Here is a 22,751-nt window from a genome sequence, read left to right as displayed (position 1 = left end):
TATCGACCGGGGGTCACGGACGACCCTCGGCGGGTCTTTCGGATTCCTTACGGTCTGCTGCCGCCTCGCGCCGCCGGACCGGCACCACGCAGGCCAGCAGCGTCGTGCCGGCGACGACGAGCAGGACGGCGACCAGGTTGCGACCGTACGGCAACGGCAGCACCGAGGCGTTGTCGGCGGAGCGACCGAACCCCAGGGCGAGAGGCAGTCCCACCACGGTGACCGCTGCGGCGGTGATCGCGGCAGTGCGGACCGCCGGCCGGCAGCGTGGTGGAACGCGGGTCAGCGCGGCACCGACGGTCAGGACCGCCGCCATCCAGACCACGTCGTGGCCCACCAGCACGGCGGCCAGGAAGAGCAGCACCCCGGCCGGCGCCAGGTCGGCGTCGGTGAGAGCGCCGACGACGGCGTACGCCATGAGCAGGCAACCACCGACGACCAACCCGGTCCGGGTCCTCATCGTGTCCCCGGTACGGTGATCCGGCTGATCCATTTGGTTTGCAGCACGCCGGGCCGATTGGGTGCGATCAGCCGCGCCGGATAGCCGTGGTCGAGGTGCAGGGGCTCGCCGCCCAACCGCAGCGCGACCAGGGTAAGCGGGTCGCGCAGGTGTTCCGGCGGCACCGTGCAGGCCCGGTAGCGGCCGCCCGTCTGGAGTGACTCGACCAGGGCCGACGAGCGTCGGGGATCGACACCCACCAGCGCGACCAGGTCGCGTAACCGCACGCCGGTCCACGTCCCGGTGGCACTCCAGCCCTCCACGCAGGCGATCGGCAGCTCCGCGGTGTACTGCGGAAGCCCGTAGAGGGCGGCGAGGTCCAGGCCGACGCGGCGACCCGGTCCGACGACCCACAGCCGGTACGCCGGATCCAGGGCTGCGGCGCGCACTGCGGCACCGTCCGCGGTCCGATTCACCGGAAGGCCCTGTGGCCCCGTACCGGGGTGGCGTGGGGCGAGCACCGCGAGACCGCTCAACGGTCGGATCGTCTGCCCAACCGTGGTCAGGGTGATCAGCCCGGACGCGGCGGCGACGCCGCCGAGCAGGGCACGCCGGTTCAGCCCGTCCTGCCGTGGCTCGTCGGTGGGGCGGGCGAGCGCGGCGCGGACCGCCGGTAGCTGTACGCCGATGTGCACCAGGAGCCCGCCGACCGCCAGCCAGGCCACCCAGTAGTGCCCGGCGGTGAAGAAGAACGGCATCGCCGGGTACCAGCGGGAGACGTTGAGCACGCCGCTGACCAGCAGGAACAGTGCTGCGGCGACAAGCACGCCGGTGCCTGCACGTTCGGCCGCGTGGGCGATCGAGCGGACCGGCGGCCAACTGAACAGGCGCGGGTACACCGACCACAGCTTGGCGCCGAGCAGCGGAATCGAGGCGAGCCCGGTCGCCACGTGCAGGCCCTGCGTGAACCGGTAGAGCCCGACCGGGCGGGCCGGCCACCAGAACCAGCCCGGCGGGTGCTGGATCAGATGACTGAGCAGACCGGTGACGAAGCAGATGCCGAACATCAGACCGAGGGCGACGCCGAGCTGGCCGGTCAGCCGGGTCGACCGTAGCCGGGACCGGAACACCCCGGGGCGCAGCGGTCCGCGCCGCAGCGCCACCGGCGGCGCCGGCAACGGTGCCAGGCACCACCGGGCGAGGCGCCGCAGCATCGTCGCGCGGCCGGTCACCGGGGTGTCAGGGTGGCGAACCACCGACCCGCCTCCGTCCAGGTGTCGAGCACGCGCATCGCGGTGGCGTCGGCCAGCCCGGGAAGGCCGTCGAGGGGTACGCAGGCCCAGGGCAGCGCACGGTCGGCCCCGTCCGGGGTCTGCACCGTCGCGGTTCCGGACCAGGCCGGCGTGCCCGCCGGTGCCAGCTCCGCATGGAGGTGCCCGTCGGCGGCCAGCAGTTGACGGCAACGACGAAGCAGCCGGTGCGGGTCACCGCCGATGCCGATGTTGCCGTCGGCCAGCAGCAGGTGCCGCCAGCGGCCGGCACCGGGCACCGGACCGAAGACGTCGCGTTGCAGGGCGGGCGCGCCACGACGGCGGGCCAGCCGAACCGCGCTGGCGCTGACGTCGATGCCGAGGGCCGGCCGGCCGGCGTCGATGAGGGCGCCGGTGAGCCGGCCGGGGCCGCAGCCGACGTCGAGGGTGTGGCCGGTGCAGCACCCGATCAGCGCATCGTCGCCGGCGATCACGTCACGGCACCAGGCGGCCGGGTCGAATCGGTGAACACCGCCGCTGGGGTGCCGGGCCGTGAACGCGGCCGGAATGCCGGCCGCGGCCCGGTCGATCGCGGTGTCGAAGACCGCGACGGCGTTCACCGGGCGACCGGTGCGGGATGCGGCACCTCGGCGGCGACGGCGCGGGCGAACCGGCTGCCCGGCGGGCACAACGTGGCCACGGCGTGGGCGTCGGCTGCGGTGTCCACGTCGGACAGACAGGGCAGCAGGCGTACCCGCAGGCCGCGACGACGCAACGCGATCAAGGTATGCCGGCCGGTGGTCGCCGTGGAGGTCGCGATGGCGCGCAGCACGGTGGCGTGGCCGGGATCGCGCAGGCCCAACGTCCACCATCCGCCATCGGCGGCCGGGCCGAGCACCGCGTCCGGGCCGCCCGCCGTGGCGAGCAGCTCCCGGGCCGTGTCGAGGTGCCCGACCCGGAGCTGCGGGGTGTCCATGCCGATCAGCACGGCGGGTGTGCCGGGTGTCCGGGCATCCGCGAACGCGTTGGCGAGGCGGTCGCCGAGGGCCTCGCCGCGCTGGGGAAGCGTCGCCCAACCCGGCGGGGCAGGGTGGTCGCCGTCGAGGACGAGAACCCGGGAACCGGCCGTGGCGGTGGTGACGGTGTCGAGGGTGTCGGCCAGCGCGGCGGCGGCGACCCGGGCGGCCTGCTCGGGGGTGCAGGGTGGGCAGAGCCGCGTCTTGACCCGTCCGGGTGTCGGTGCCTTGGCCAGCACCAGAACCTGGGGGGCCGTCACCGGGCCAGCACCGCGCTCATGTCGCGTACGGCACGGGCGGTGCCGAGCAGGGTGCCGGTCACCTTCGAGCGGGTGCCGGCTGCCCTCGGGTGGTAGTCGACGTCGATCTCGACTACCCGCCAACCGGCCCGGCCCGCCTCGATCAGCAGCTCCAACGGGTAGCCGAACCGCCGGTCACGCAGCCCCAGTGCCAGCAGGTCGTCGCGGCGTACCGCCCGCATCGGGCCGATGTCGTGAACGTTCAGACCGGTCGTGCGGCGCAGCCGGAGGGCGAGGACGGCGTTGGCGGCCCGGGCGTGCAGCGGCCACACTCCCCGCCCGACGGGGCGGCGTCGGCCGGTGGCCAGCTGCGCCTGACCGGTGCGTACGCACGCGGCCAGTCGGGGCAGTTGCGCCGGGTCGAAGGAGCCGTCGGCGTCCATCACGCACACCACCCCGTCGACGGGGTCGGCCGCCACGACACCGGCGTGCACGGCGGCACCGTAGCCGGGGTCGGCCACGCTGATCACCTCCGCGCCGTGGGCGCGAGCCACCTCGGCCGAGTCGTCGGTCGAGCCGTTGTCCACCACGATCGGCCGGTAGCCGGCTGGTATCCGGGCCAGCAGGCCGGGCAGTGCCGGTGCCTCGTCACGGCAGGGAAGAACCACATCGGTCATGTCGCGGACGCTAATCAGGATCGAGCGGGCCAGGTATTACCAGCCGATGATGAAGTCTTACGAGACGCTGACGGCTGCCCGTCACGGCCGACTCCGGCGCCCGGCTGGTTCTAGCGTCGTCGCCGTGACCCACGTACTCGTCACCGGCGGAGCCGGTTTCATCGGGACCCATGTCGTCACCGCGCTGCACCGTGCCGGTCATCAGGTGTCCGTCGTGGACGCCGGCCATCCGGGAGCGCACCGCGCGCCGCTGCCGGACGCCGTGGCCGGCGCCCCGCTGCGCCGGGTCGACCTGCGCGACCGGGCCGCCGTCGCCGCCGCCCTGACCGGCGTCGACGTGGTCGTGCACCAGGCGGCCATGGTCGGGCTCGGCGTGGACCTGGACGACCTGCCCGAGTACGTCGGCTGCAACGATCTCGGCACCGCCGTACTGCTCGCCGAGATGGCCCGTGCGGGCATTCAACGGTTCGTGCTGGCCAGCTCGATGGTCGTCTACGGCGAGGGTGCCTACACCTGCGCCCGGCACGGTGCGGTACGCCCAGCCCCACGCGCTGCCACCGACCTGGCCGCCCGGCGATTCGAGCCCGCCTGCTCCGCCTGCGGCGCGACCGTGGAGCCGGGACTCATCGACGAGGAGGCACCACTGGACCCGCGCAGCGGGTACGCCGCCACCAAGGTCGCCCAGGAACACCTCACGGCGGCCTGGTGCCGGCAGACCGGTGGCACCGCGGTGGCGTTGCGGTACCACAACGTGTACGGCCCCGGCATGCCGCGCGACACGCCGTACAGCGGCGTCGCCGCGATCTTCCGGTCCGCGCTGGCCGCGGGACGGGCCCCGCGCGTGTTCGAGGACGGCCGCCAGCGACGCGACTTCGTCCACGTCGACGACGTGGCGACGGCCAACCTCGCGGCGGTGACAGCCACCGGTAGCCGCACCGGCTGGCGGGCCTACAACGTCGCCTCCGGCCACCCGGCCAGCATCGGGGAGATGGCCGCCGAACTCGCCCGGGCCGCCGGCGGGCCCACGCCGGTGGTGACCGGCGAGTTCCGGCTCGGCGACGTACGCCACGTGGTCGCCTCACCGGCCCGTGCCCAGGCCGAACTCGGATTCCGCGCGGCGGTCCGCCTCGCCGACGGAGTCCGGCAGTTCGCCCACGCACCACTGCGCGGATGAGTACGGCGCTGCGCGCCCGACTGCGGCGTACCACCGCCCGGGCCGACCTGATCGCCGTCCTGGTCGCCGTCGGGCTGTTCGCCGCCGCCGCCGGTATCGGCGGCCTGCTCCACCTGCTGGGACGTCCGGTGCACGCCAGTGCGGCGCCGCTGTACGCGCACTGGCAGCCGCACGTCGGCCCCGGCACCCCGCTGGCGTTGGCGGTGGCCGTGCTGGTCTGCTGGCGCGGACCCGCGCTGGTGGCCCGGCTGCCCTGGCGGCGGCTGCTCGTCCTGTCCTACGCCACCGCGGTGGCCTGGACGCTGTCGCTGGCACTGGTCGACGGCTGGCAGCGCGGCATCGCCGGCCGGCTGACCACCGACCACGAGTACCTGCACGAGGTTCCCGGCGTCACCGACATCCCCGCCATGCTGGGCGCCTTCACCACCCGGATCCTCGATTTCCAACCGGATTCCTGGACCACCCACGTGTCCGGCCACCCGCCCGCAGCGCTGCTGGTGTTCGTCTGGCTGGACCGGGTCGGGTTGAGCGGTGGCGGCTGGGCGGGGGCGCTGTGCGTCCTGACGGCAGCGCTCACCGCCGTCGCCGTGCCGCACACCGTGCGGCTGCTCGGCACCGCCGACGCGGCGCGGGCCGTGCTGCCGTTCGCGGCGTTGTTCCCGGGGGCGGTCTGGTCCGGAGTCTCCGCCGACGGTCTGTTCGCCGGGGTGACCGCCACCGGCGTCGCGTTGCTGGCGTACGGCGTCACCCGGCGGAGTGCCGTCGGCGCGCTCGTCGGTGGCGCGCTGTTGGGTTTCGGCTGTTACCTCTCCTACGGACTGGTGCTGATGGTCCCGATCGCGGTGGCGGTCGTGCTCCTGGGGCGCCGGCACCGGTCCACCGCGTGGTGGGCGCTCGCCGGCGTGGCACTGGTCGCGGGCGCGTTCACGGTCGCCGGCTTCGACTGGCTGACCGGCTATCACCTGGTCATCGAGCGCTACTACCAGGGCATCGCCAGCCGGCGAGCGTACGGCTACTGGGTCTGGGCCAATCTCGCGATCCTGGTCGTCGCCGCCGGCCCGGCGGCCGCCGTCATCCTCCGCCGTGCAGCAGTCGCCGGATGGCAGGCGGCCTCGTCGCTGCGGCCGGTGGATGGTCTGCTGCGTCCGCAGCACGACACCCTCGGGTACGCCTGCTGGTTGCTGCCCGTCGCGGCGGCGGCGGCGATCGTCGCCGCGGACCTGTCCGGCTACAGCAAGGCCGAGGTCGAACGCATCTGGTTGCCCTTCACCGGGTGGCTGATGGCCGGTGCCGCTCTGATCCCTGCCACCGGCCGCCGCACCTGGCTCGCGGCGCAGGCAGCGGTGGCCCTCGCAATCAACCATCTGCTCCTGACGTCGTGGTAGGCCCGGCGGCGGTCGCCGGCGCCAGGTGGCGGAAGTTCTTACCAAACAGTGACATACCCGCCGGATATTGACCCTTCCCCACACAAGGGACCGTATCCCGCGGTGTCGGTGGCACCACCGCAGCCGACGTGTCAGTGACGTTGAGGAGAACCCATGAGAAGAGGAAACGGCCGCTACCGGCCGACCCCGGCCAGAGCGGTCCGGATCGCCATGGCGGCGGCGGTGCTCGCCGCCACCGGCGCGCTCACCGTCACCTTCGTCTCCGGCGGCGGCAACGGCACCGCGGACGCGGCGACAAACCTCGCGCAGTTCGCGCCGATCGAGAACGTACGGCCCAACGTGCCGAACCCGAAGCCGGCCTTCGGCGCCGCCACCGGCCGGTTCACCGTTGACTGCGGTACCAACGGGAACGGCAAGTTCAGCCCGGACAACCCGGTCGCACAGCCCGGGGTCAAGAACGGTGCCGAACATGTGCACGACTTCGTCGGCAACCTGGCCATCACCGCGGACTCGTCCGACGCCGACCTTGCCGCATCCGGCACCACCTGCAAGAACGGCGACAGGTCGTCGTACTTCTGGCCCGTCGTACGCATCGACCGAACGGTCCGCAGCGGCGACCGGGTGGCGCAGGCCCTCGCCCGGACCGAACCGATGATCGTCTGTCCCTCCGTGCGGGACCGGCTGCCCGCCGTCCCCCTCCGGGTCCGCGACACCGTCGACCGGCGCCTCGCGGAACTGGATCGTCTGCACGCACAGGCCGGCCGGCGGATGGCCGCCAGCCGAGGTCGCGTCGACGCCGCCCTCAACACGCAGGTCCTCGACGCGCTGCGGACCCGCCGCGCAATGCTGATCCGAAGCATCAGCAGCGCTCTGCGCTCCGCCGGCGCGGCCCGACCGCCCGGCCTGGTGTCACTTGTCGACTGCGATGTGAGCTACGACGGCATGCACGCCTCGATGCACGGCCCCAGCCACGCCGCCAGCGCCACGGCGGGCCCTGTCGCGAACCCACGGCTGCGCTGCCCCACTGTGCGGGGCAGGCTGCCCGGAGTTCCGGCCCCGGCCGTCGCCGAGGTCAACCGCAACCTCGACGAGCTCGACCGGCAGATCTCCGAGGCCACCGAACGGATCGCCACCAGCCGAGGTCAGGGCGGCCCCAACTTCGTGGACAACGCGATCGTCGGCCCGCTGAAGGCCAAGCGGATCGCCGTGCTCGACCGGATCGGCATCGCCATCGGACGCCACACCACCCGGCCCCAGGGCCTGGAGGCGCTCGCCGCCTGCACCCTCGACCAGGCGACCGGCAACCCGCAACCCACCACACCGGGCAACGCACCCAGCCCGACGGCGTCCGCGCTGCCGGAACCCCAGGGGCCCGATTTCGAACTGCCCGGCAACACCGGTGGCATCGTCCGTCCCGCCCAGGTGCTCATCGAGTACCGGGGCAACCCGGTCAGCAAGGTCGTGCCGATGCCCAGGTTCCTGCGCGCGCTCACCGGCGACGCCAAGCCCACCAGCCGCGGTCCGGCTAACGCCCGCCCCTCGTGGACGTGCTCCGGCTTCGCCGACCGGCTCGCCGACAAGTACCCGATCTGCCCGGTCGGCAGCCAGGTGCAGCGCGTGCACGACTTCCCGGGCTGCTGGGACGGCCGGAACATCGACAGCGAAAACCACCGCAGCCATGTCGCCTTCGCCGACCCGGCCACCGGCGCCTGCCCGCAGGGCTTCCGGGCGATCCCGCAGCTACGGATCACCATCTCCTACGACATCCCCCGGGACGTGCAGGAGAAGGGTCAGTACGCGCTGGACTCCTTCCCCGAGGAGAACCACAACCCCTTCTCCGACCACGACGACTTCATAAACGTCAACTCCACCCGCACGATGAAGCACATCGTCACCTGCATCAACAAGGGCAGGAACTGCTCGTGAATCCCCGGACAGCGGCCCCGACCGCCGAGCTTGCCGTCATCGGCGGCTCGGGCCTCTACGCGCTGCTCGACGGCGCCACCGAACTTGTCGTCCAGACGCCGTACGGCGCACCCTCCGACGCGGTGACGATCGCCGACATCGGTGGCCGTACGGTGGCGTTCCTCCCGAGGCACGGCCGCGACCACCGGCATCCTCCGCACCGGATCCCCTACCGGGCCAACCTGTGGGCGTTGCGGTCGCTCGGGGTACGCCAGGTGCTCGCGCCGTGCGCCGTGGGTGGCCTGCGGCCGGAACTCGGGCCCGGCACGTTCGTGGTACCCGATCAGCTCATCGACCGGACCAGCGGCCGGGTGCAGACGTACTACGAGCAGGGTGCGGTGCATGTCTCCTTCGCCGACCCGTACTGCCCGGTCGGGCGGCGTACCCTGCTGACGGCTGCCACCGGCCGGTCGGTGCCCGCGCACGACGGCGGGACCATGGTGGTGGTGGAGGGGCCGCGCTTCTCCACCCGCGCCGAATCCCGGTGGTACACGGCGATCGGCGGCGCGGTCATCAACATGACCGGCCACCCGGAGGCGATTCTCGCCCGGGAACTGGCCCTCTGCTACAGCTCCATCGCTCTGGTGACCGATCTGGACGCCGGCGTGGAGAGCGGTCACGGGGTGACCCAGCAGGAGGTGTTCCGGGTCTTCGGCGAGAACACCGAGCGGCTGCGCGGGCTGCTGCTCGACGCGGTCGCCGCGCTCCCGGTCGAGCGGGACTGTCCCTGTCCGCACAGCCTGGACGGCATCACCCTCCCGTTCGAGCTGCCCTGACGGTGGCCCGGCGCCGGGAAACCCTCGTCCGCCCGACTCAGCCGGCCTTCTCCTACCGTGGCGGAGGTCGGCTGAGCCGGACGTGCCGGTGACCGGGCAGCTCCGGGCCGTGGTGATCAGGTCCATCCGGACACCTCTGGACTGGTGCTCGGGTAGGTGAAGCGAAGCCGGTAGACCGCGGGCATCGGCATCTGCCGCACCGTGGTCCAGCTGACCGGCACGCCGAAGCCGGCCAACGCCCGGCAGATGAAGGTGCCGTGGCTGCCGACGAGAACGACCCGGCCAGGGTGGCGGCGTACGAGCGTCCGCACGGCCTCGACGGCGCGGACGCTGAGCTGCTCGAGGCTCTCACCTCCCGGGCGCGCGTAGCAGAGGTCCGCCCAACTCCTGACGTAATGCCGCTCCCAGACCTCGGTGAAGGCGAGGCCGTCGTCCCATTCGCGCAGCTCCATCACGGTGCGTACGGGCAGGCTGAGCGCGTCGGCGGTCGGCTGGACGGTCTGGATCGCGCGCCGGTACGGGCTGGACCACACCGCTACCGGCCGCAGCTCGGTGAGCGCCGTTACCAGCTCCTGCGCCTGCCGCAGCCCGTCCGTGGTCAGCGGGCGGGTGAACTCGTCCGGACCGTCGGCGGTCGGTGGGACGGACCGGGCGTGCCGGACCAGCACGATCTCGGTCGGCGTCCGGATGCCGCTCATCCCCGACCCCAGAGGTCGTGGGGGCTCCTGCCGGGTCTGAAGCCGTGCGCCTCCGCCAGCTGCGCGGCCTCCCGGAAGCCGTGTCCGACGAAGGCCGGCAGATGCGCGTCGCTGCCGAAGGTGATCGCGTCGCCACCTTCCTCGTGCCACCAGCTGAGCACGGTCGCGTGCAACGGCAGCCGGGTGTTGACTTCCAGAGCCCGACCAGACAGCGCGGTCACCCGCAACGTCTCGCGGAACTCGTCTTCGAAGTCGGTGGGATCGAAGGGGCCGACGTCGTCGGTCGGCCAGGAGCGGACCGGGTAGTCGATGTGCGCCAGCACGGAGAACATGTCGCTGGTCGTGACCATGGTGGCAACGTCGGCGAGGTACGCCCGGACCAGCTCGTAGGGATCCCGGTGCGGATAGATCGCCCAGGGCTCGGCGAAGCCTTCCTGATCAGGGAGGGTGTGCAGGGAACCGAGGAGGCGGTCGAACCGGCCGGTGGCCAGTACCCGCGCGATCTGATCGGCGTGGCGATGGGGTTCGCCCAGCTCGAGACCGCTGAGGATGCGTAGCTGAGGGAATCGTTCCCGGCAGCGTTCCACCGCTTCCAGGTATCCGGCGGCATCGAACGCGGGCGGCGTCAGCATTCCGCTCGCGTCGGCGAGTGCCGTCAGGTGGTCCGAGACGTACGGACCCTCGGTCGCGACACGCCAGGCGGTGTGGTCCAGGTGTTCGGTGAACGTGATCGCGGGCAACCCGAGCTCGACGGCCCGCACGCACGACCCTTCCATGTCGCCGACCGGGGTGTCCCACGACCACTCGCTGTGCACATGACTGTCCGGGGGTAAGGGCATCAGAGAACCTCCGCGGTCGCCGGGGGGTCAGGCGCGGTCGGCAACTGCCCCGCCGACCGGTCGGATGACCGAACAGGACGATCGGCCATTTCCATCTGCGACGGGCATCCTGCCGCGCATTGGAAGGAGCCGTGGCCAACACGGTGACCGTACCCCTGCTGCCGTGACTCGGGTTGCGGTCAGATCAGCCGAGCCGGCGCGCCGAACGGGGCGCCGGACGCTTGGGCCGACCCACCCGGGCGACGTGCAACAGCCGGTCCGGTGCGACGTCCAGCAGCGCACCGAGCGCCGTCCGGGTGGTGGCGACGTCGATGAGCTGGCTCAGCGGATGCGCTGCCAGGCCGGTGGTGTGCAGGGCCAGCCAGACCCGCAGCAGCACCCGGCCGAACTCGACCTGGCCAGGTCGGTCGAGGTCCGCCGGGCCGACGAGGACCAGCACCGCGCCGCCGCGTGCGAGCGGGTCGTCGGCGGCGGCGAGCAGCGTCGGCAATCCCAGCGGCCGCAGCACCGGGTACGCGGCCAGCACCGCGCGCAGCCCGGCCGAGGCGGTCCGCGACAACGCGAGGCAGCGGTCGTTGAGCCCGTCGGTGTGGTAGTCCGGATGCGTCGGATCGAGCCGCAGCCAGCGGCGCAGCTCGGCGACGACAGCCGGGTCCGCGTACAGCCGGCGGTCGGCGGCGCGCAGCAGGGCACCGAGACGATCCGGGTACGGCACGGCACGGACGCCGCCGCCCGCCTGTCGGGCAACCGCGTCGACCGCCGCGAGCGTGTCCCGCGCCGGGCCGGCGGCGAAGTGGCCCCGGTCGGTACGACGCTCCCACACATCGGTGGTACGGAAGGGCGTCGGGTAGCGGCACCGCGCGGGCCGCAGCCGACCCACCCAGCGGTGCCGCTCGTCGTGGTCGGCGACGTACTCCAGCCGCAGGCCGGCATCGGCGGCGACGATCAGGCAGGTCTCGACGAACGCGCCGAGGGACAGTCGCAGGTCCCGGCCGGTGGGGTCGGCCGCCGGCAGCGTGTGGGCCGGGTGCCACCCGACGTGGATCGCCCCGGGTTCGTAGCGCAGCCGCCACGGCTGGGTGTTGTGCGCGCTCGGAGCCCGCCAACACAACGGCTCCAGCGCGCGGAAGGCGGCGAGGTCCACCTACCGCTCCTTCGCGTAGAAGGTGTACCCGTGCAGCGGGCGACCGCCGAGCCGCCGGTACTGGGCGGCCGACGCCGGGTTGTCCCGCCCGACGTACGTGCTGCGCAGTGTGGTGTAGCCGGCGGCGTACAGGTTGCGGTGCAGGTGCGCGGAGAGCAGCCGCTGGTAGCCGCGTCCCTGGTACTGCGGCAGGACCCCCTTGACGATCAGCACCGCCTCTCGCCGGTAGCGGCGACGCGCGGCCAGCAACCGCAACTGGTTGACCGGGTGCAGGTCGCCGCGGACGGTGACCAGGAACTCGCTGATGTCCGGTACGCAGAGCACGAACGCCACCGGCCGCCCGTCGCGGGTCAGGTAGAGCAGCAGTGACTCGTCGAGCAGGTACGCCAGGCCGTCGGTCTGCCGCCGTAGCTGTCCGGCGGAGATCGGGGTGTAGTAGCCGAGCTGGGCGAAGGAGGCGTTCAGCATCCCGCGCAGCAGGTCGAGCTGGTCGTCGAGCCGCCGGACATCACCTCGGTGCAGCTCCAGCCGCGCGTCGTCCGGCTCGACGCGGGCCGGCTGCGCTGGGGCGGGCACCGGGCAGATCCAGGTGTCGGACTCGAACCGGCGGTGGAACCCGTACGCCTCGTAGGCGGCGACGTAGCGCGGCGGGTTCCAGGCGCTGTCGACGAAGCCCCGCTCGGCGTAGCCGGAGGTGATCACCCCGCCGGCCTGGTTGGGTAGCAGCGCCACCGGGCCGAACAGCAGATCCCGGTCGGCGTCGGTGTGTGCGGTCATCGCGTCGAACAGCGGCCCGGCGGCCGGCGCGGTGAACTCGGTCAGCCCGAACAGTTGGCACCGACGGCCCAGCTTGGCGTCGAAGGCCGAGTCGGTGTGCAGGGTGGTGCGGCCGATCACCGTGCCGGCGGCGTCGCGCAGCAGGTACAGCGGTACGCCGTCGCGCCACCACCGCCGGATCTGCTGCCGGGGGACGGGTACGTGACGCGGCTCGTCGGCGTACAGCCGATCGGTGAACGCCAGGAACTGCCGCAGGTCCCGGCGGCAGTTGACGCGGTCGAACCGGTGGCTGTTCACCGCCGGACCGCCGGACCGGTCGTCTCCGCGCCCAGCGGGGTGAAGGTCGTGATGTGTCCCATCTCCGAGCTTTCGGCCCGCCACGCTCCGTTGGAGTACCCGTCCGGAGCGGCGCTGTAGAGCCGGATGAACCCGGCGGTGGCATTGCGGGTGCCGTCGGTCAACCAGACCATCAGCCGGCGGTGATGGCGGGTACGGGCGAACCGCAGCATCGCGTCACGGTCGGTGAAGAACGCGATGGTGCCGAGGGTCAACGGGAACTGCCAGTAGACCGTGTGCCAGCAGTAGCCGGACATCCGGCGCATGTCCCGGACCATCCGGAACCAGGCCGGCGCCAGCCGCAGCAGCACCAGGAGATTGGCGTACCGGGTCCCACCGATGAACATGGCACCGGCGCGGGCCTGGGCGGGAGCGCGGGAGAAGTCGCGGGTACGCATGGTCACCTCACCAGGTAGACGTTCTTGATCTTCTGCTGCCCGGCGAACGGGCCACTGCCGGGTTCGTGCAACTCCACCCGCAGGTCACCGGCGGTCGGGTCCTCCACGAGAGACTGGGCGAAGTCCCGCGAGACCGAGGTGAGATGCCGGCGGACACCGCTGCGGCACGCGGCGGCGAGCGTGTCGCGCTGCGCGGCGGCCAACGGGCGACGCAGTTCGAGGTGGATCACCGGCCGGGTCTCCAGCGCCGCGTCCTCGACCAACGCCAGACAGAACCGGTTGATCTCGGCGGCGTGCGGATTGCCGGTGTAGAGGCCGTACTCGACGTCCTGGGGGTAGAGGTTGGCTCCCAGGTAGGAGACCGTGGAATCGCGCCGCCCGAACAGCAGCAGCACCGGCAGGGTCATCCGCTCGACCGAGACGGTGGTGCGGAACTCGGCCCCGCGTACCGGGTCGGCCTGCGCCAGCTCGACGATCCGCCGGTACGGCACCAGCAGCGCCTCGTCCCCGATGTTGTAGCGCAACCGAGGTTGCAGCACGTCGGTGGTGACCGTGCAGACCAGTTCCCGTCGCTCGTTGGTCTCCAGGTAGGTGCTGAACGGGTTGTACTGGAACACCATCGGCAGCCGCTGCTCGTCGGCGCCGAGCAGCGCGGTCCGCAGGGCGCGATCGGTCTGCAACCGCCGTCGCAGCCACACCGTCAGCCGGGTCTCCGCACCGATGCCGATGGTCAGGTCCGAAGCCCCGTACGCCGAACGCACCAGCGCGAACCGCTGCTCCAGGTAGTCGCGCAGTGCCTCGGTCATTCCCTCGCCGCCGCAACTGGCGAAGATGCGGTACCGCGACCACGGGAAGCCCTCGGCGTCGAGCCGGTCGCGCAGGTGTTTCAGGAACGGCGGGTACGCGGTCACCAGGTAGTCGAAGTCGGGACCGAATTCACGGAGCGTGTCGACGATCTTCCCGAGGTCCGGGCCGGTGTTCTTCACCACGGCGATGCGGGCCATCGCGGCGCCGGTCGTCGTCCCGGTCGCCCAGGCGCCCATCGAGTAGGCGTTGATGACGAACGGTCGGCGCATCGGAAACACCAGCCCGGTGTAGCCGGCGATGTCGCGGTGCACCGCGCGCAGTTCCCGCTCCCCGCGGGGCCAGTTGAACGGCTGCCCGGACGAGCCGGCCGACTCGTCGACCACCACCCCACGGGTGGGCAACCGTCCTCCCCAGCAACGCGCCGCGGCGTCGTAGGCCATCACGTAGCCGAGCTTGTCGGTCTCCGGAAAGTCGCCCAACCGGCGCCGGGTACCGGCGGGGCGGGCCCGCAGGAAGGCCCGGTAGGCGGGCACCTGCCGGGCTGCTCGTACGCAGATCGTCGCTGCGTTCGCCGCAGCCAGCCGGTCCAGCACCGGATGATGCCGCCGCGCCAGCCACCGCCACCCGGCGGGATGGTGGCCGGCGAGCCGGCTCAGCGCGGCGACCAGCCGGCCGAGGGTCGCCAGGATGGCCTGCCGGGCCCGCGCGGCCACGGCCGGCAACGGAGATTCGGCGGTACGCAGAGCGGAGTGTCGGTGTGGCAGTTCGGCCATGACGACATCCTGTCCACGCCGGAACGTCGACACCTGAGCCCGCGCACGGTCCCCGCTGAGTACCCCTACCCAGCCGGCTTCACGTGTTACTCGTTGAGCAACTGCTCGCGGAGGATGTCGGCGTGCCCACAGTGCTGGGCGAGTTCGCGCAACACGTGCAGGTACACCCACCGCAGCGGCAGCGGGCCCCGCCGGTTGCCGCGCAACATGTCGTCCAGACCCAGGGACGACGTCGCCTGCCGTGACGCCGCGCAGGCTTCGCGGTGCGCGCGCTGGACGGCGGCGATCGTGTCGCCGTCATCGAGGATGAACGAGTCGTCCGGCGTCGCCGGGATGCCGATCTCAGCGCGCGACCGGCACGTGACGGCCTCGTCGAACCAGACCTTCTCGACGAAGGTCGCGTGCTTCACCAGACCCAGCAGCGTGGTCCGGGAGGCCACCAACGACCGGCGGGCCTGTTCCTCGGTGAGCCCGTCCAGACAGTCGGTGAGCGCTCTGCGGTGCTCGTCGATGAACGCCTCGAACTGGGCCTTGGCGGGCTGTGCGACGACCTGCTCGGCGAAGGTGGGCGGAAAGGAAACCATGGCCGAAGCATCCCACCTTCGGTAGCGGGCCGGCAGCGGCATCGCGGGCGGCGGCTCGGTGCGGCGACCGAGGGCCCTGGTCGGCAGCGTAATTCGGTCGCGTGTGGCGCTGCTGGCGAGGACGATACGGCGATGCCCGGCGTACCTGAGGGATTCACCTATCGACTCCGCAAGAACGGGGACGTGGAACTGCTCCATCACGGCCGCCCCGCCGTGGTGCTTCGGGGTGCCGCCGCGGCCCGATTCCTGATCGACGTCAACACCGAGGATCCGCAGGAGTTGATGGCGCGCGTCACCGGCAACTACAAACACGGCAACGAGCGGACGGCCAAGAAGCATCCCCGCAACCGACGCCGGTAGGGCCCCCTCAGCGACCTATGGCTGATTCGGCGGCATCGTCTGACCTGGCGGCCGGGCTGCGTCCCAGCGAGTCGGAGACCTTCCGCCGGCAGCCTGTAGCCGGGGCGTCAGGCGTCGGATTCGAGGGCGAAGGTGTTGCCGTCGAGATCCTGGAACCACGCGATGCGTCCACCGCCGGCCCGAGCGGTGATTCCCCTGGCGTCATGGTCCAACTGGTCGTACCGGATGATGTCGACGCCGGACGAGACGAGCTCGTCGACGATCTGGTCGATGTCGTCGACGTACCAGGTCGCCAGGGTCGCCGGGCTTTTCCCGGCAGTGACCGACTGGTAGACATTCAGCGCCATCCTGCCACCGCAACCATAGATGCGGCTGCCGTCGGCGATCTGGGCGCTGGGGCCGGACTGTAATGCCTGGAGGCCGAGCTTGCCTTCGTAGAACGCGATCGCCCGTTGGATGTCGGACACCGCGACCGACGCTCTGAGGTCGTATCTGCTCAACGGCATGAACCACTGTCGCACAGGGCTAGCCGACCGCAGGGCTTATCAGCATGGTCCTGCGTCGCGGGTCGGCGGACAGCCATCCCGTTGCCTGCTCCCTGGGAAGCAGCGCCGGCCAAGGGATCTCCGCACGCGTTCGGGGGCCTCGGCCGATGCGCAGCACGAACCGCCAAGGCTCCTGGCCGCTGGGCCCGCACCAGGCCCGGCCACGGATACTCGGTTCGGCGGTCAGCAACTCGTACTGCTCGGCTACCAGACCGTCGCACCAGTACCGCCGAAGGTGCCGGTCCTCGAAGCCCTGGAACTCCGTGCAGATGCGGAACTCCAGCCGTACCCAGAAGTCCTGCTCATCCATGGCGACCCCCACCGACAACCGGTGCCATCGCACCGTACGCCACGTTCGATGACTGATCGACGGGCTACTGTCGCTCGCGTACCAGATCGCGCTCAGACCTCCACAGTCAGACGAGGACGATTCAGTGAGTGACGTTCCGGATCTCGGCCCCGTGCCGCAGCGCATCACCGTCGACGCGGAACAGGTGCGTCGGCTCGTCGCCGACCAGTTCCCGCACCTGGCCGACCTCCCGATCGAGTCGGTGGCCAACGGTGGCTGGGACAACTGGACCTTCCACCTCGGTCCCGACCTGCTGGTGCGTCTACCCAGCGCTGCCGAGTACGCCCTGGCGGTCGACAAGGAGCATCGGTGGCTGCCGGCCCTCGCTGCTCGGCTGCCGCTGCCCATTCCCACCCCGGTGGCGAGAGGCAAGCCAGATGTGGACTATCCCTACCCGTGGTCGATCTACCGATGGCTCGGCGGCGAGCCGGCCAGCCCGGACCGCATCGCCGACCCGGCGCGATTCGCGATCGACCTGGCGGAGTTCCTGGCGGCCTTGCGGGCCGTCGATGCCGCTGGCGGTCCGCGGCCGTTGAGCAGGCGCTCGCAGAGTTGGACGACCACGTCGATGCCGAGCTGGTGCGCGAGATCTGGGCGACGGCACTCGACGCCCGCTGGGACGGTGTCGACCGGTGGTTCCATGGGGACATCGCCCAGGGCAACCTTCTGCTTGCTGACGGCCAGCTGGCGGCCGTCATTGACTTCGGGACATGCGGCGTCGGCGACCCGGCCTGCGATCTGGCGATCGCCTGGACGTTGCTGACCGCCGACGGCCGGCAGGCACTCCGCGCCCGACTGTCGGTGGATGATGCGACGTGGGCGCGCGGCCGTGGCTGGGCCCTCTGGAAAACCCTCGCCACCTTCTCCTCGACCTTCGACGCTCCCGAGGACGCAGCAGAGTTCGCGAACGCGCAACGCATCCTCGCCGAGATCCTCTCCGAATACATGGCCAGCACTGTCACCAAGCCGGGGCCGCAACAGTGATACCCGCCCTGTTACTCCCTCGGCCCCGGCCGGAGCACTAGGTTGGGTGAGATGCGCACCATCGCGAGCGATCGCCTGCTGCTGCGTCCCTGGCACGAGGAGGACGCCGACTTCCTTCTGGATCTCGAGTCCCGCTGGGAGGTGGTGCGATACCTGGGCGCGCAGCCGACACTCATGAACAGCCGCGAGGACGCTCTCGCCTCGATCGCACGCCGACGCGCCATCGACGATTCGATCCACGGGATCTGGGCCATCACCACCGCGACGGACCGCCAGCTGGTAGGGAACCTCCTGCTCAAACCGATTCCCCTGTCGGCTGGCGAACCTACCGGCGGCCCGACCGATGTCGAGATCGGCTGGCACCTGCATCCGGACGCCTGGGGGCACGGCTACCGCCACCGAAGCAGCGGCGGCGGTCCTGGACGACGCGTTCAGACTGGGTCTGACGAGGGTCATCGCGGTCACGAACCCGGACAACCACGCCTCCCAGGCCGTTTGCCGGCGGCTCGGCATGACGTACGTCGGCCGGACGGCGAGGTACTACGACACGACGAACGAACTTTTCGAGAAGCTGGCCGGCTGACCGGCAGGGGACCGCCCGACCATCTTCGCGTGGTGCGGTTGCGCGTAGGTTCTCCGGGTGACCGTGTACGACATCGCCGCCAAGCTGCCTTCCATCGACGTGCTGCGGGATCGCTGCAAGGCACTTGCCGTGCTGGACTGCATCGTCGACAGTGGTGAGCCCTACTACGCGTACACCCGCGCCTGGGGTGACGACGAGGCGGCAGTGATGAACAACGGCAGCGGTGACGAGTGGGCGGTCGTGTTCACCGCCGACGGCGCGTTCATCCGGGTGTTCGACCATGAGTCGGCGATGACGCCCTACCGCGATGCGGACCGAGAGCTGTGGCCCGGTCTGCTCGACGGCATTCCGTCGGTGTTCCGTCCGCAGATCGAGGAGCCGGCGTTCGGCGACGAGGAGGGACAGTTCCTCGCCACCGCTGTCCTGTGGCGGCTCTGCGGTGACGACCGCTGGTACACAGGCCAAGGCATCACCTTCCCGGCAACCGGCGGAGCGTACGACGGCAACGCCCCGGACGGCACCGACCTGCTCGAGGTTCTGCTCGACGACATCGTCGACCAGTACGCACAGTTCGCCGAGGACTACTACGAGATCGAGGTGAACCGGAAGGCCGTCGAGCACATCGTCGCGCACCGCCCGCTAAGCGACGTCGTGGTGCAGGCTCTGAATCCGGACGTGACCGTTGCCGGGCTGTACGGGGAGATCACCGCGATCGGATACCCGGGCGCCGCAGCGACCTGACCGGCCCTTGACCTCGGCATCGTGACCGGGACGTGTCGACCTTTCCGAGTCCCGCCCCTGGCCCGCTACGGCGCAGGTTCCAGTACGACGACGGGGATCTGGCGGGTGGTCTTCCGCTCGTAGTCAGCGAAGATTGGATACGCGGCCTTCTGCGCGTTCCAGATCCGTTCCCGCTCGCCCCCGGTGGCGACTCGGGCGACCAACTCGACCGTGTCCGTCCCGATCTCCGCTCGAGTGTGCGGATGAGCGAGCAGGTTGTGGTACCAGTCCGGGTTGGTGGGCGCGCCGGCTTTGGACGCGAACACGGCATAGCCGCCGTCCACCTTCTGGTACATCATCGGGTGTACGCGAGGCTGCCCGCTCTTGGCGCCGACCGTGTGCAACAGCAGCAGCGGCTCGCCAGCGAAGTGACCACCCACCTGCCCGCCGTTGGCGCGAAACTCGGCGATGACCTTGTCGTTCCAGTCGCTCATGTATTCCCCTCGACAAAGTGCGTACCGGCTCCTTGAGTCCGATTCTGACAGTTCCGGCTCCGCCTCACACCGTGACGCGACCGGGCACCACGCGAGCTTCGGCTACCGACTCTCCGTGGCTGGTGGTCACTGCCCATGGGACGCGGACAACGGCAGGAGTGGACGGACAACGGACCGGGTCAACGCCTCGGCGGTGGCGCGCGGAGCAGCGGTGGCGGTCGGCCCTTCCGCGTAGTAGCGCAGGAACGCGGCGTGGAAGCACGCGCCGACCAGGAGGGACGCGACGGCGTTCGGGTCGGCGTCGGGGCGGATGCGGTCGATGGCCTGCTCGGCCTGGAGGTAGTTGGCGAAGATGGCGGCCGCCTTGTCGGGGCCACCGCCGTGCCGGTTCATCGCCACCCGGTGTGCGGCCATGCGCTTCGGGTCGGCGAGGAGCGCGCCCAGCATGGGTATCGACTGCTGGTAGAAGTCCAGGGCCGCGTGCGCGAGTTCGGCGAGGTTGTCCTCGACATCGCCGACGCCTGGCCGGACCGAGATCCGGGACGGGCCGGGCAGCCTTTCCTTGAGGACGGCGAGCAGCAGCCGCTCCTTGTCGTCGAAGTACTTGTAGAGCGTGGGTTCCGAGACCTTCGAGGCCTGCGCGATCTCCTTCGTCGTGGCCAGCGCGACGCCGCGCGTCCGCAGGATCTTCTCGGCCGCGTCGAGGATCCGCTCCCGGGTGCTCATGTCGCCTCGTCTCATCGGTTGACAGGTTAGTGATTACTAGCCCATTATCGGGGTTAGTAATCACTAACCCCTTGGAGGCATGCATGCGCCTCACCGTCTTCGGCGCCACCGGCGGCACTGGACGACATGTCACGCGCCAGGCGCTCGCTGCCGGCCACCACGTCACCGCTGTCGTGCGCGACCCGGCGCGTCTGCCGCAGATCGACCACCCACGACTCGAACCGGTGATCGCCGATGCCATGAACCCCGAGGCGATCCGGCCAGCCGTGACCGGCCAGGACGCGATCGTGTCGGCACTGGGCCCACGCGTCGGAACGGATGCCTCGGTGTGTGCCGACGGCGCCTCCGCGATCATCACTGCGATGCGCGCCGAGGGCACCCGGCGCCTGATCGTCGTCACCGCGAGCGGACACGTCGTCGACGCCGGGGACGGCCCGTTCACCCGAACCGTGGTCAAGCCGATGCTGCGGCGCTACCTCCGCGAGGAATTCGCCGACTTCGCTCGCGCCGAGCAGGCAGTCCGCGACAGTGCGCTCGACTGGACGATCCTGCGCCCGCCCCGCCTCACCGACGGCAGACACCGTCCCTACCGTACCGCCGTCGACCGCAACGTCCGCGGAGGCTTCACCATTGCCCGCGTCGATCTCGCACATGCCATCCTCGCCGCACTGGACGACCCCACCACCGCCGGCCACACCATCTCGCTGGGGTACTGACGGATGAAGAAGCGGATCATCATCGCCGGGTGCCTGCTGCTCGTCGGCGTACTCGGCGCCGCAGGCACCGTCGGATACCTCGCCTTCGGTCGGCCGGCCGCCAACCCACCAACCGAAGCCTGCGCCGACGGCCGCGCTCCGGGCGCGCCCCCCACCGTCGTCGCAGCCGGCTCCAGCTCGACCCAGGGTCGGCTCGGCGCCGACTGGGTGAGTGCGCTTCGCGAACGGCCCGAACATCGCGGATACGAGTTCGTCAACGCCGGCATCAACGGCAACACCAGCGCCGACCTACGCCAGCGGGTCGATACCGACATCATCGCGTGCCGCCCCGCCGCGGTCCTGATCCTGATCGGCGGCAACGACGTGCGCGACGACGTACCGCTGGATCAGTACCGGGACAACCTCAGCGCGATCGTCGACCGGGTCAAGTCCCGCACCACCGCCCGGATCGCGCTGCTGTCCCTGCCGCCGTTGGGCGAGGACCTCGACGCCGAACTCAACCGGGAGCTCAGCACGTACAACACCGTGATCATGCAGACCGCGACCCGCGCCCAGGTCGACTACCTGCCCGTACACGAGCAGCTGGCCGACATCCTCCGGCAGCGCGTCGGCGACCCCGCACCGTACGACTTCAGTTTCCCGCTGGCCTTCGGCGCGGCGACCCAGCACTACCTGTTCGGTCGAAGTTGGGACGAGGTCGCCCGTAACGGCGGACGCGAACTGCACGTCGACCACATTCACCTCAACGACCGGGGCGGCGCGATCATCACCGAACTCGCCGCTGAATGGCTGGCCACGTAGTACGGCAAGGCAATGGGTCAAGGAAAGCCGTCGTACGCCGCAACCTTTTTTCCCGCTTCTGGTCGTCTTGGCTGTTAGATCACCCCTGATGCTCAGCCGAGAAGAGACGGACGTGGACCCTCGTGCTCCTGACTTTGACGCGTCTGTCCGGGCCAGGACACCGGCGCTGCTTCGTTCGGCGTATCTGCAGGTGTCGCGCTGGCGTCGACGCCGCATCGCCACCGCCGTCGCCGGACTCGCGGTCGCCGCCGTGGCACTGGGCACCGCCGTCACCGTCGGCACCGACAGCCCACCGACGCCTCCAGGAGCCGACCCCGGACCGCTGCCGACGGCGCTGCCGACCGAACAGCAGGCAGGCGAGCCAAGTTCGAGCCTTGGCCCCTTCAGGTCGGCCACCATCACGGTCCCGACCTGGGGCGCGACCGCGGACGCCAGCTGCGCCAAGGGGCGGATGTCCGTCCGGGACGGCCAGTACGTTCGCGATGCCTCCAGCCGAGCGGTGAACGTCTTGTCCTATGTCTCGGCTGACGTCGATCACGACGGTACCGAGGACTACGTCGCTCATGTGATGTGTGGTGAAGGACCGGAGGCCGGCGGCAGCCAGATCGTCGCCTTCCGCCGCAGCGGTCAGGAACTGGTGCCACCCTGCTGTCCGTCGTACCCTCCGCCTTGTCGTTCCGTCAGCAGGGCGACGGCTTCACCGGCCGGCTGACGGTCGCCGTCACCAATGACGGCGCTGTCGACGTCGCCCGACTGGAGATCCTGCTCATCCTGCCGGTCCAGGTCCGGCCGGCGGGCGATGACTGGAACGGTTGCGCGGTACGTCCGGACGCCACCCAGACGGCGCTGGTGTGCACCGTCCCGGGACCGCAGGCACAGTCGAGCAGCACTGTGCAGTTCACCTTCGTGGCCGTCGACAAGCCGGTACCGCTCGACGACCCGATCGGTCTCGGCAACCACTACATGCAGGTCTCGCAGGTGCCGCCGCTCAATGGGCAGGTCACGATCAACGACCCGGAGACCATCATCCCGATCACGGTGCCCTGAGCCCGCCGACGGCCCCGACCGGTGCCAACGACCAGAACTGCCCGAGCACTGCCCCCATCGAACGGTCGCTGGAGCCGATGCTGGACGCGGCCGGCCGCGACACCGTGGGCGGCGAGGTCTCGCGAGTAGCCACGGCGTCCACCCTGGTG

At 71.0% G+C, this 22,751-nt stretch carries 26 protein-coding genes and 2 pseudogenes; 11 read left to right on the top strand and 17 right to left on the bottom strand.

The window, feature by feature from the left end; genetic code table 11:
• Positions 1–13: 13 nt before the first annotated feature.
• From AB0J93_RS22255 to AB0J93_RS22235, 5 genes are read right to left on the bottom strand one after another with little or no spacing between them, the layout of a single operon-like run.
• Positions 14–460 carry a hypothetical protein gene (locus AB0J93_RS22255; RefSeq protein ID WP_363924237.1) on the bottom strand — a complete coding sequence of 149 codons (447 nt, stop codon included), beginning with the start codon at positions 458–460 and terminating at the stop codon, positions 14–16.
• Positions 457–1,695, bottom strand: coding sequence for a molybdopterin-dependent oxidoreductase (locus AB0J93_RS22250; protein ID WP_363924236.1), 1,239 nt, complete (start codon positions 1,693–1,695; stop codon positions 457–459). Before AB0J93_RS22250 ends, AB0J93_RS22255 begins: the two co-directional genes overlap by 4 nt.
• Positions 1,668–2,309 (bottom strand): class I SAM-dependent methyltransferase, encoded by a 642-nt coding sequence (locus AB0J93_RS22245; protein ID WP_363924235.1) that lies wholly within the window; start codon positions 2,307–2,309, stop codon positions 1,668–1,670. Before AB0J93_RS22245 ends, AB0J93_RS22250 begins: the two co-directional genes overlap by 28 nt.
• Positions 2,306–2,965, bottom strand: coding sequence for a TIGR04282 family arsenosugar biosynthesis glycosyltransferase (locus tag AB0J93_RS22240; protein ID WP_363924234.1), 660 nt, complete (start codon positions 2,963–2,965; stop codon positions 2,306–2,308). The genes AB0J93_RS22245 and AB0J93_RS22240 overlap by 4 nt, the downstream gene beginning before the upstream one ends.
• Complete coding sequence (locus AB0J93_RS22235; RefSeq protein ID WP_363924233.1) at positions 2,962–3,621, bottom strand: glycosyltransferase family 2 protein; 660 nt, start codon at positions 3,619–3,621, stop codon at positions 2,962–2,964. Before AB0J93_RS22235 ends, AB0J93_RS22240 begins: the two co-directional genes overlap by 4 nt.
• A gap of 124 nt (positions 3,622–3,745) precedes the next feature.
• Here AB0J93_RS22235 and AB0J93_RS22230 point away from each other — a divergent pair, with 124 nt between their 5' ends.
• From AB0J93_RS22230 to AB0J93_RS22215, 4 genes are all read left to right on the top strand, one after another.
• A complete protein-coding gene (locus tag AB0J93_RS22230; RefSeq protein WP_363924232.1) occupies positions 3,746–4,795 on the top strand; it encodes an NAD-dependent epimerase/dehydratase family protein in 1,050 nt (349 codons plus the stop codon).
• Positions 4,792–6,180 (top strand): hypothetical protein, encoded by a 1,389-nt coding sequence (locus AB0J93_RS22225; protein ID WP_363924231.1) that lies wholly within the window; start codon positions 4,792–4,794, stop codon positions 6,178–6,180. The genes AB0J93_RS22230 and AB0J93_RS22225 overlap by 4 nt, the downstream gene beginning before the upstream one ends.
• A gap of 153 nt (positions 6,181–6,333) precedes the next feature.
• The gene (locus AB0J93_RS22220) at positions 6,334–8,106 is read left to right on the top strand and encodes a DUF1996 domain-containing protein (protein ID WP_363924229.1); all 1,773 of its coding nucleotides are present in this window, start codon (positions 6,334–6,336) and stop codon (positions 8,104–8,106) included.
• A complete protein-coding gene (locus tag AB0J93_RS22215; RefSeq protein WP_363924228.1) occupies positions 8,103–8,921 on the top strand; it encodes an S-methyl-5'-thioadenosine phosphorylase in 819 nt (272 codons plus the stop codon). Before AB0J93_RS22220 ends, AB0J93_RS22215 begins: the two co-directional genes overlap by 4 nt.
• Before the next feature lie 116 nt (positions 8,922–9,037).
• Here AB0J93_RS22215 and AB0J93_RS22210 read toward each other — a convergent pair whose 3' ends face one another.
• The 7 genes from AB0J93_RS22210 to AB0J93_RS22180 form a co-directional block, all read right to left on the bottom strand.
• Positions 9,038–9,619: a histidine phosphatase family protein gene (locus tag AB0J93_RS22210; RefSeq protein ID WP_363924227.1), complete on the bottom strand. Its 582-nt coding sequence runs from the start codon at positions 9,617–9,619 to the stop codon at positions 9,038–9,040.
• The gene (locus tag AB0J93_RS22205) at positions 9,616–10,458 is read right to left on the bottom strand and encodes a PHP domain-containing protein (protein WP_363924226.1); all 843 of its coding nucleotides are present in this window, start codon (positions 10,456–10,458) and stop codon (positions 9,616–9,618) included. The genes AB0J93_RS22210 and AB0J93_RS22205 overlap by 4 nt, the downstream gene beginning before the upstream one ends.
• Before the next feature lie 184 nt (positions 10,459–10,642).
• Complete coding sequence (locus AB0J93_RS22200; protein ID WP_363924225.1) at positions 10,643–11,602, bottom strand: nitroreductase; 960 nt, start codon at positions 11,600–11,602, stop codon at positions 10,643–10,645.
• A complete protein-coding gene (locus AB0J93_RS22195) occupies positions 11,603–12,676 on the bottom strand; it encodes a hypothetical protein (RefSeq protein ID WP_363924224.1) in 1,074 nt (357 codons plus the stop codon).
• Positions 12,673–13,113, bottom strand: a complete 441-nt coding sequence (locus AB0J93_RS22190; protein WP_363924383.1) for a DUF4188 domain-containing protein — start codon at positions 13,111–13,113, stop codon at positions 12,673–12,675. The genes AB0J93_RS22195 and AB0J93_RS22190 overlap by 4 nt, the downstream gene beginning before the upstream one ends.
• 2 nt (positions 13,114–13,115) lie before the next feature.
• Positions 13,116–14,693 (bottom strand): phenylacetate--CoA ligase family protein, encoded by a 1,578-nt coding sequence (locus tag AB0J93_RS22185; protein ID WP_363924223.1) that lies wholly within the window; start codon positions 14,691–14,693, stop codon positions 13,116–13,118.
• A gap of 86 nt (positions 14,694–14,779) precedes the next feature.
• Complete coding sequence (locus AB0J93_RS22180; RefSeq protein WP_363924222.1) at positions 14,780–15,277, bottom strand: DinB family protein; 498 nt, start codon at positions 15,275–15,277, stop codon at positions 14,780–14,782.
• A 132-nt stretch (positions 15,278–15,409) separates the two neighbouring features.
• Here AB0J93_RS22180 and AB0J93_RS22175 point away from each other — a divergent pair, with 132 nt between their 5' ends.
• Positions 15,410–15,637, top strand: a complete 228-nt coding sequence (locus AB0J93_RS22175; RefSeq protein ID WP_363924221.1) for a hypothetical protein — start codon at positions 15,410–15,412, stop codon at positions 15,635–15,637.
• A gap of 107 nt (positions 15,638–15,744) precedes the next feature.
• Here AB0J93_RS22175 and AB0J93_RS22170 read toward each other — a convergent pair whose 3' ends face one another.
• Positions 15,745–16,104: a VOC family protein gene (locus tag AB0J93_RS22170; RefSeq protein WP_363924220.1), complete on the bottom strand. Its 360-nt coding sequence runs from the start codon at positions 16,102–16,104 to the stop codon at positions 15,745–15,747.
• Positions 16,105–16,162: 58 nt separating this feature from the next.
• Positions 16,163–16,492: a hypothetical protein gene (locus tag AB0J93_RS22165; RefSeq protein ID WP_363924219.1), complete on the bottom strand. Its 330-nt coding sequence runs from the start codon at positions 16,490–16,492 to the stop codon at positions 16,163–16,165.
• 184 nt (positions 16,493–16,676) lie between these two features.
• On the opposite strand from AB0J93_RS22165, the pseudogene AB0J93_RS22160 reads away from it, so the two are divergent.
• The 3 genes and pseudogenes from AB0J93_RS22160 (at position 16,677) to AB0J93_RS22150 (ending at position 18,839) form a co-directional block, all read left to right on the top strand.
• Positions 16,677–17,515: pseudogene (locus tag AB0J93_RS22160) on the top strand (aminoglycoside phosphotransferase family protein).
• Between the two features lie 51 nt (positions 17,516–17,566).
• Positions 17,567–18,098 (top strand): annotated as a pseudogene (locus AB0J93_RS22155) (GNAT family N-acetyltransferase).
• Positions 18,099–18,155: 57 nt separating this feature from the next.
• Entirely contained in the window at positions 18,156–18,839 is a 684-nt protein-coding gene (locus AB0J93_RS22150; RefSeq protein ID WP_363924218.1) for a hypothetical protein, read from the top strand.
• 65 nt (positions 18,840–18,904) lie between these two features.
• Here AB0J93_RS22150 and AB0J93_RS22145 read toward each other — a convergent pair whose 3' ends face one another.
• Together AB0J93_RS22145 and AB0J93_RS22140 are read right to left on the bottom strand one after the other, a co-directional pair.
• Positions 18,905–19,312 carry a nitroreductase family deazaflavin-dependent oxidoreductase gene (locus AB0J93_RS22145; RefSeq protein ID WP_363924217.1) on the bottom strand — a complete coding sequence of 136 codons (408 nt, stop codon included), beginning with the start codon at positions 19,310–19,312 and terminating at the stop codon, positions 18,905–18,907.
• Between the two features lie 126 nt (positions 19,313–19,438).
• Complete coding sequence (locus AB0J93_RS22140) at positions 19,439–20,053, bottom strand: TetR/AcrR family transcriptional regulator (RefSeq protein WP_363924216.1); 615 nt, start codon at positions 20,051–20,053, stop codon at positions 19,439–19,441.
• 68 nt (positions 20,054–20,121) lie between these two features.
• On the opposite strand from AB0J93_RS22140, the gene AB0J93_RS22135 reads away from it, so the two are divergent.
• From AB0J93_RS22135 to AB0J93_RS22125, 3 genes are all read left to right on the top strand, one after another.
• Positions 20,122–20,754, top strand: coding sequence for an NAD(P)-binding oxidoreductase (locus AB0J93_RS22135; protein WP_363924215.1), 633 nt, complete (start codon positions 20,122–20,124; stop codon positions 20,752–20,754).
• 3 nt (positions 20,755–20,757) lie between these two features.
• A complete protein-coding gene (locus AB0J93_RS22130; protein ID WP_363924214.1) occupies positions 20,758–21,555 on the top strand; it encodes a GDSL-type esterase/lipase family protein in 798 nt (265 codons plus the stop codon).
• Positions 21,556–22,224: 669 nt separating this feature from the next.
• Positions 22,225–22,602 carry a hypothetical protein gene (locus AB0J93_RS22125; protein ID WP_363924213.1) on the top strand — a complete coding sequence of 126 codons (378 nt, stop codon included), beginning with the start codon at positions 22,225–22,227 and terminating at the stop codon, positions 22,600–22,602.
• On the opposite strand, the gene AB0J93_RS22120 is transcribed toward AB0J93_RS22125, so the two are convergent.
• Positions 22,589–22,735 carry a hypothetical protein gene (locus tag AB0J93_RS22120; protein ID WP_363924212.1) on the bottom strand — a complete coding sequence of 49 codons (147 nt, stop codon included), beginning with the start codon at positions 22,733–22,735 and terminating at the stop codon, positions 22,589–22,591. The genes AB0J93_RS22125 and AB0J93_RS22120 overlap by 14 nt on opposite strands.
• Positions 22,736–22,751: the final 16 nt, after the last annotated feature.

Source organism: Micromonospora sp. NPDC049374 (genome assembly GCF_040677165.1).
In the GTDB taxonomy this organism is placed as follows: Bacteria; Actinomycetota; Actinomycetes; order Mycobacteriales; family Micromonosporaceae; genus Micromonospora.
This window is presented reverse-complemented; position numbering and strand designations above follow the sequence as displayed.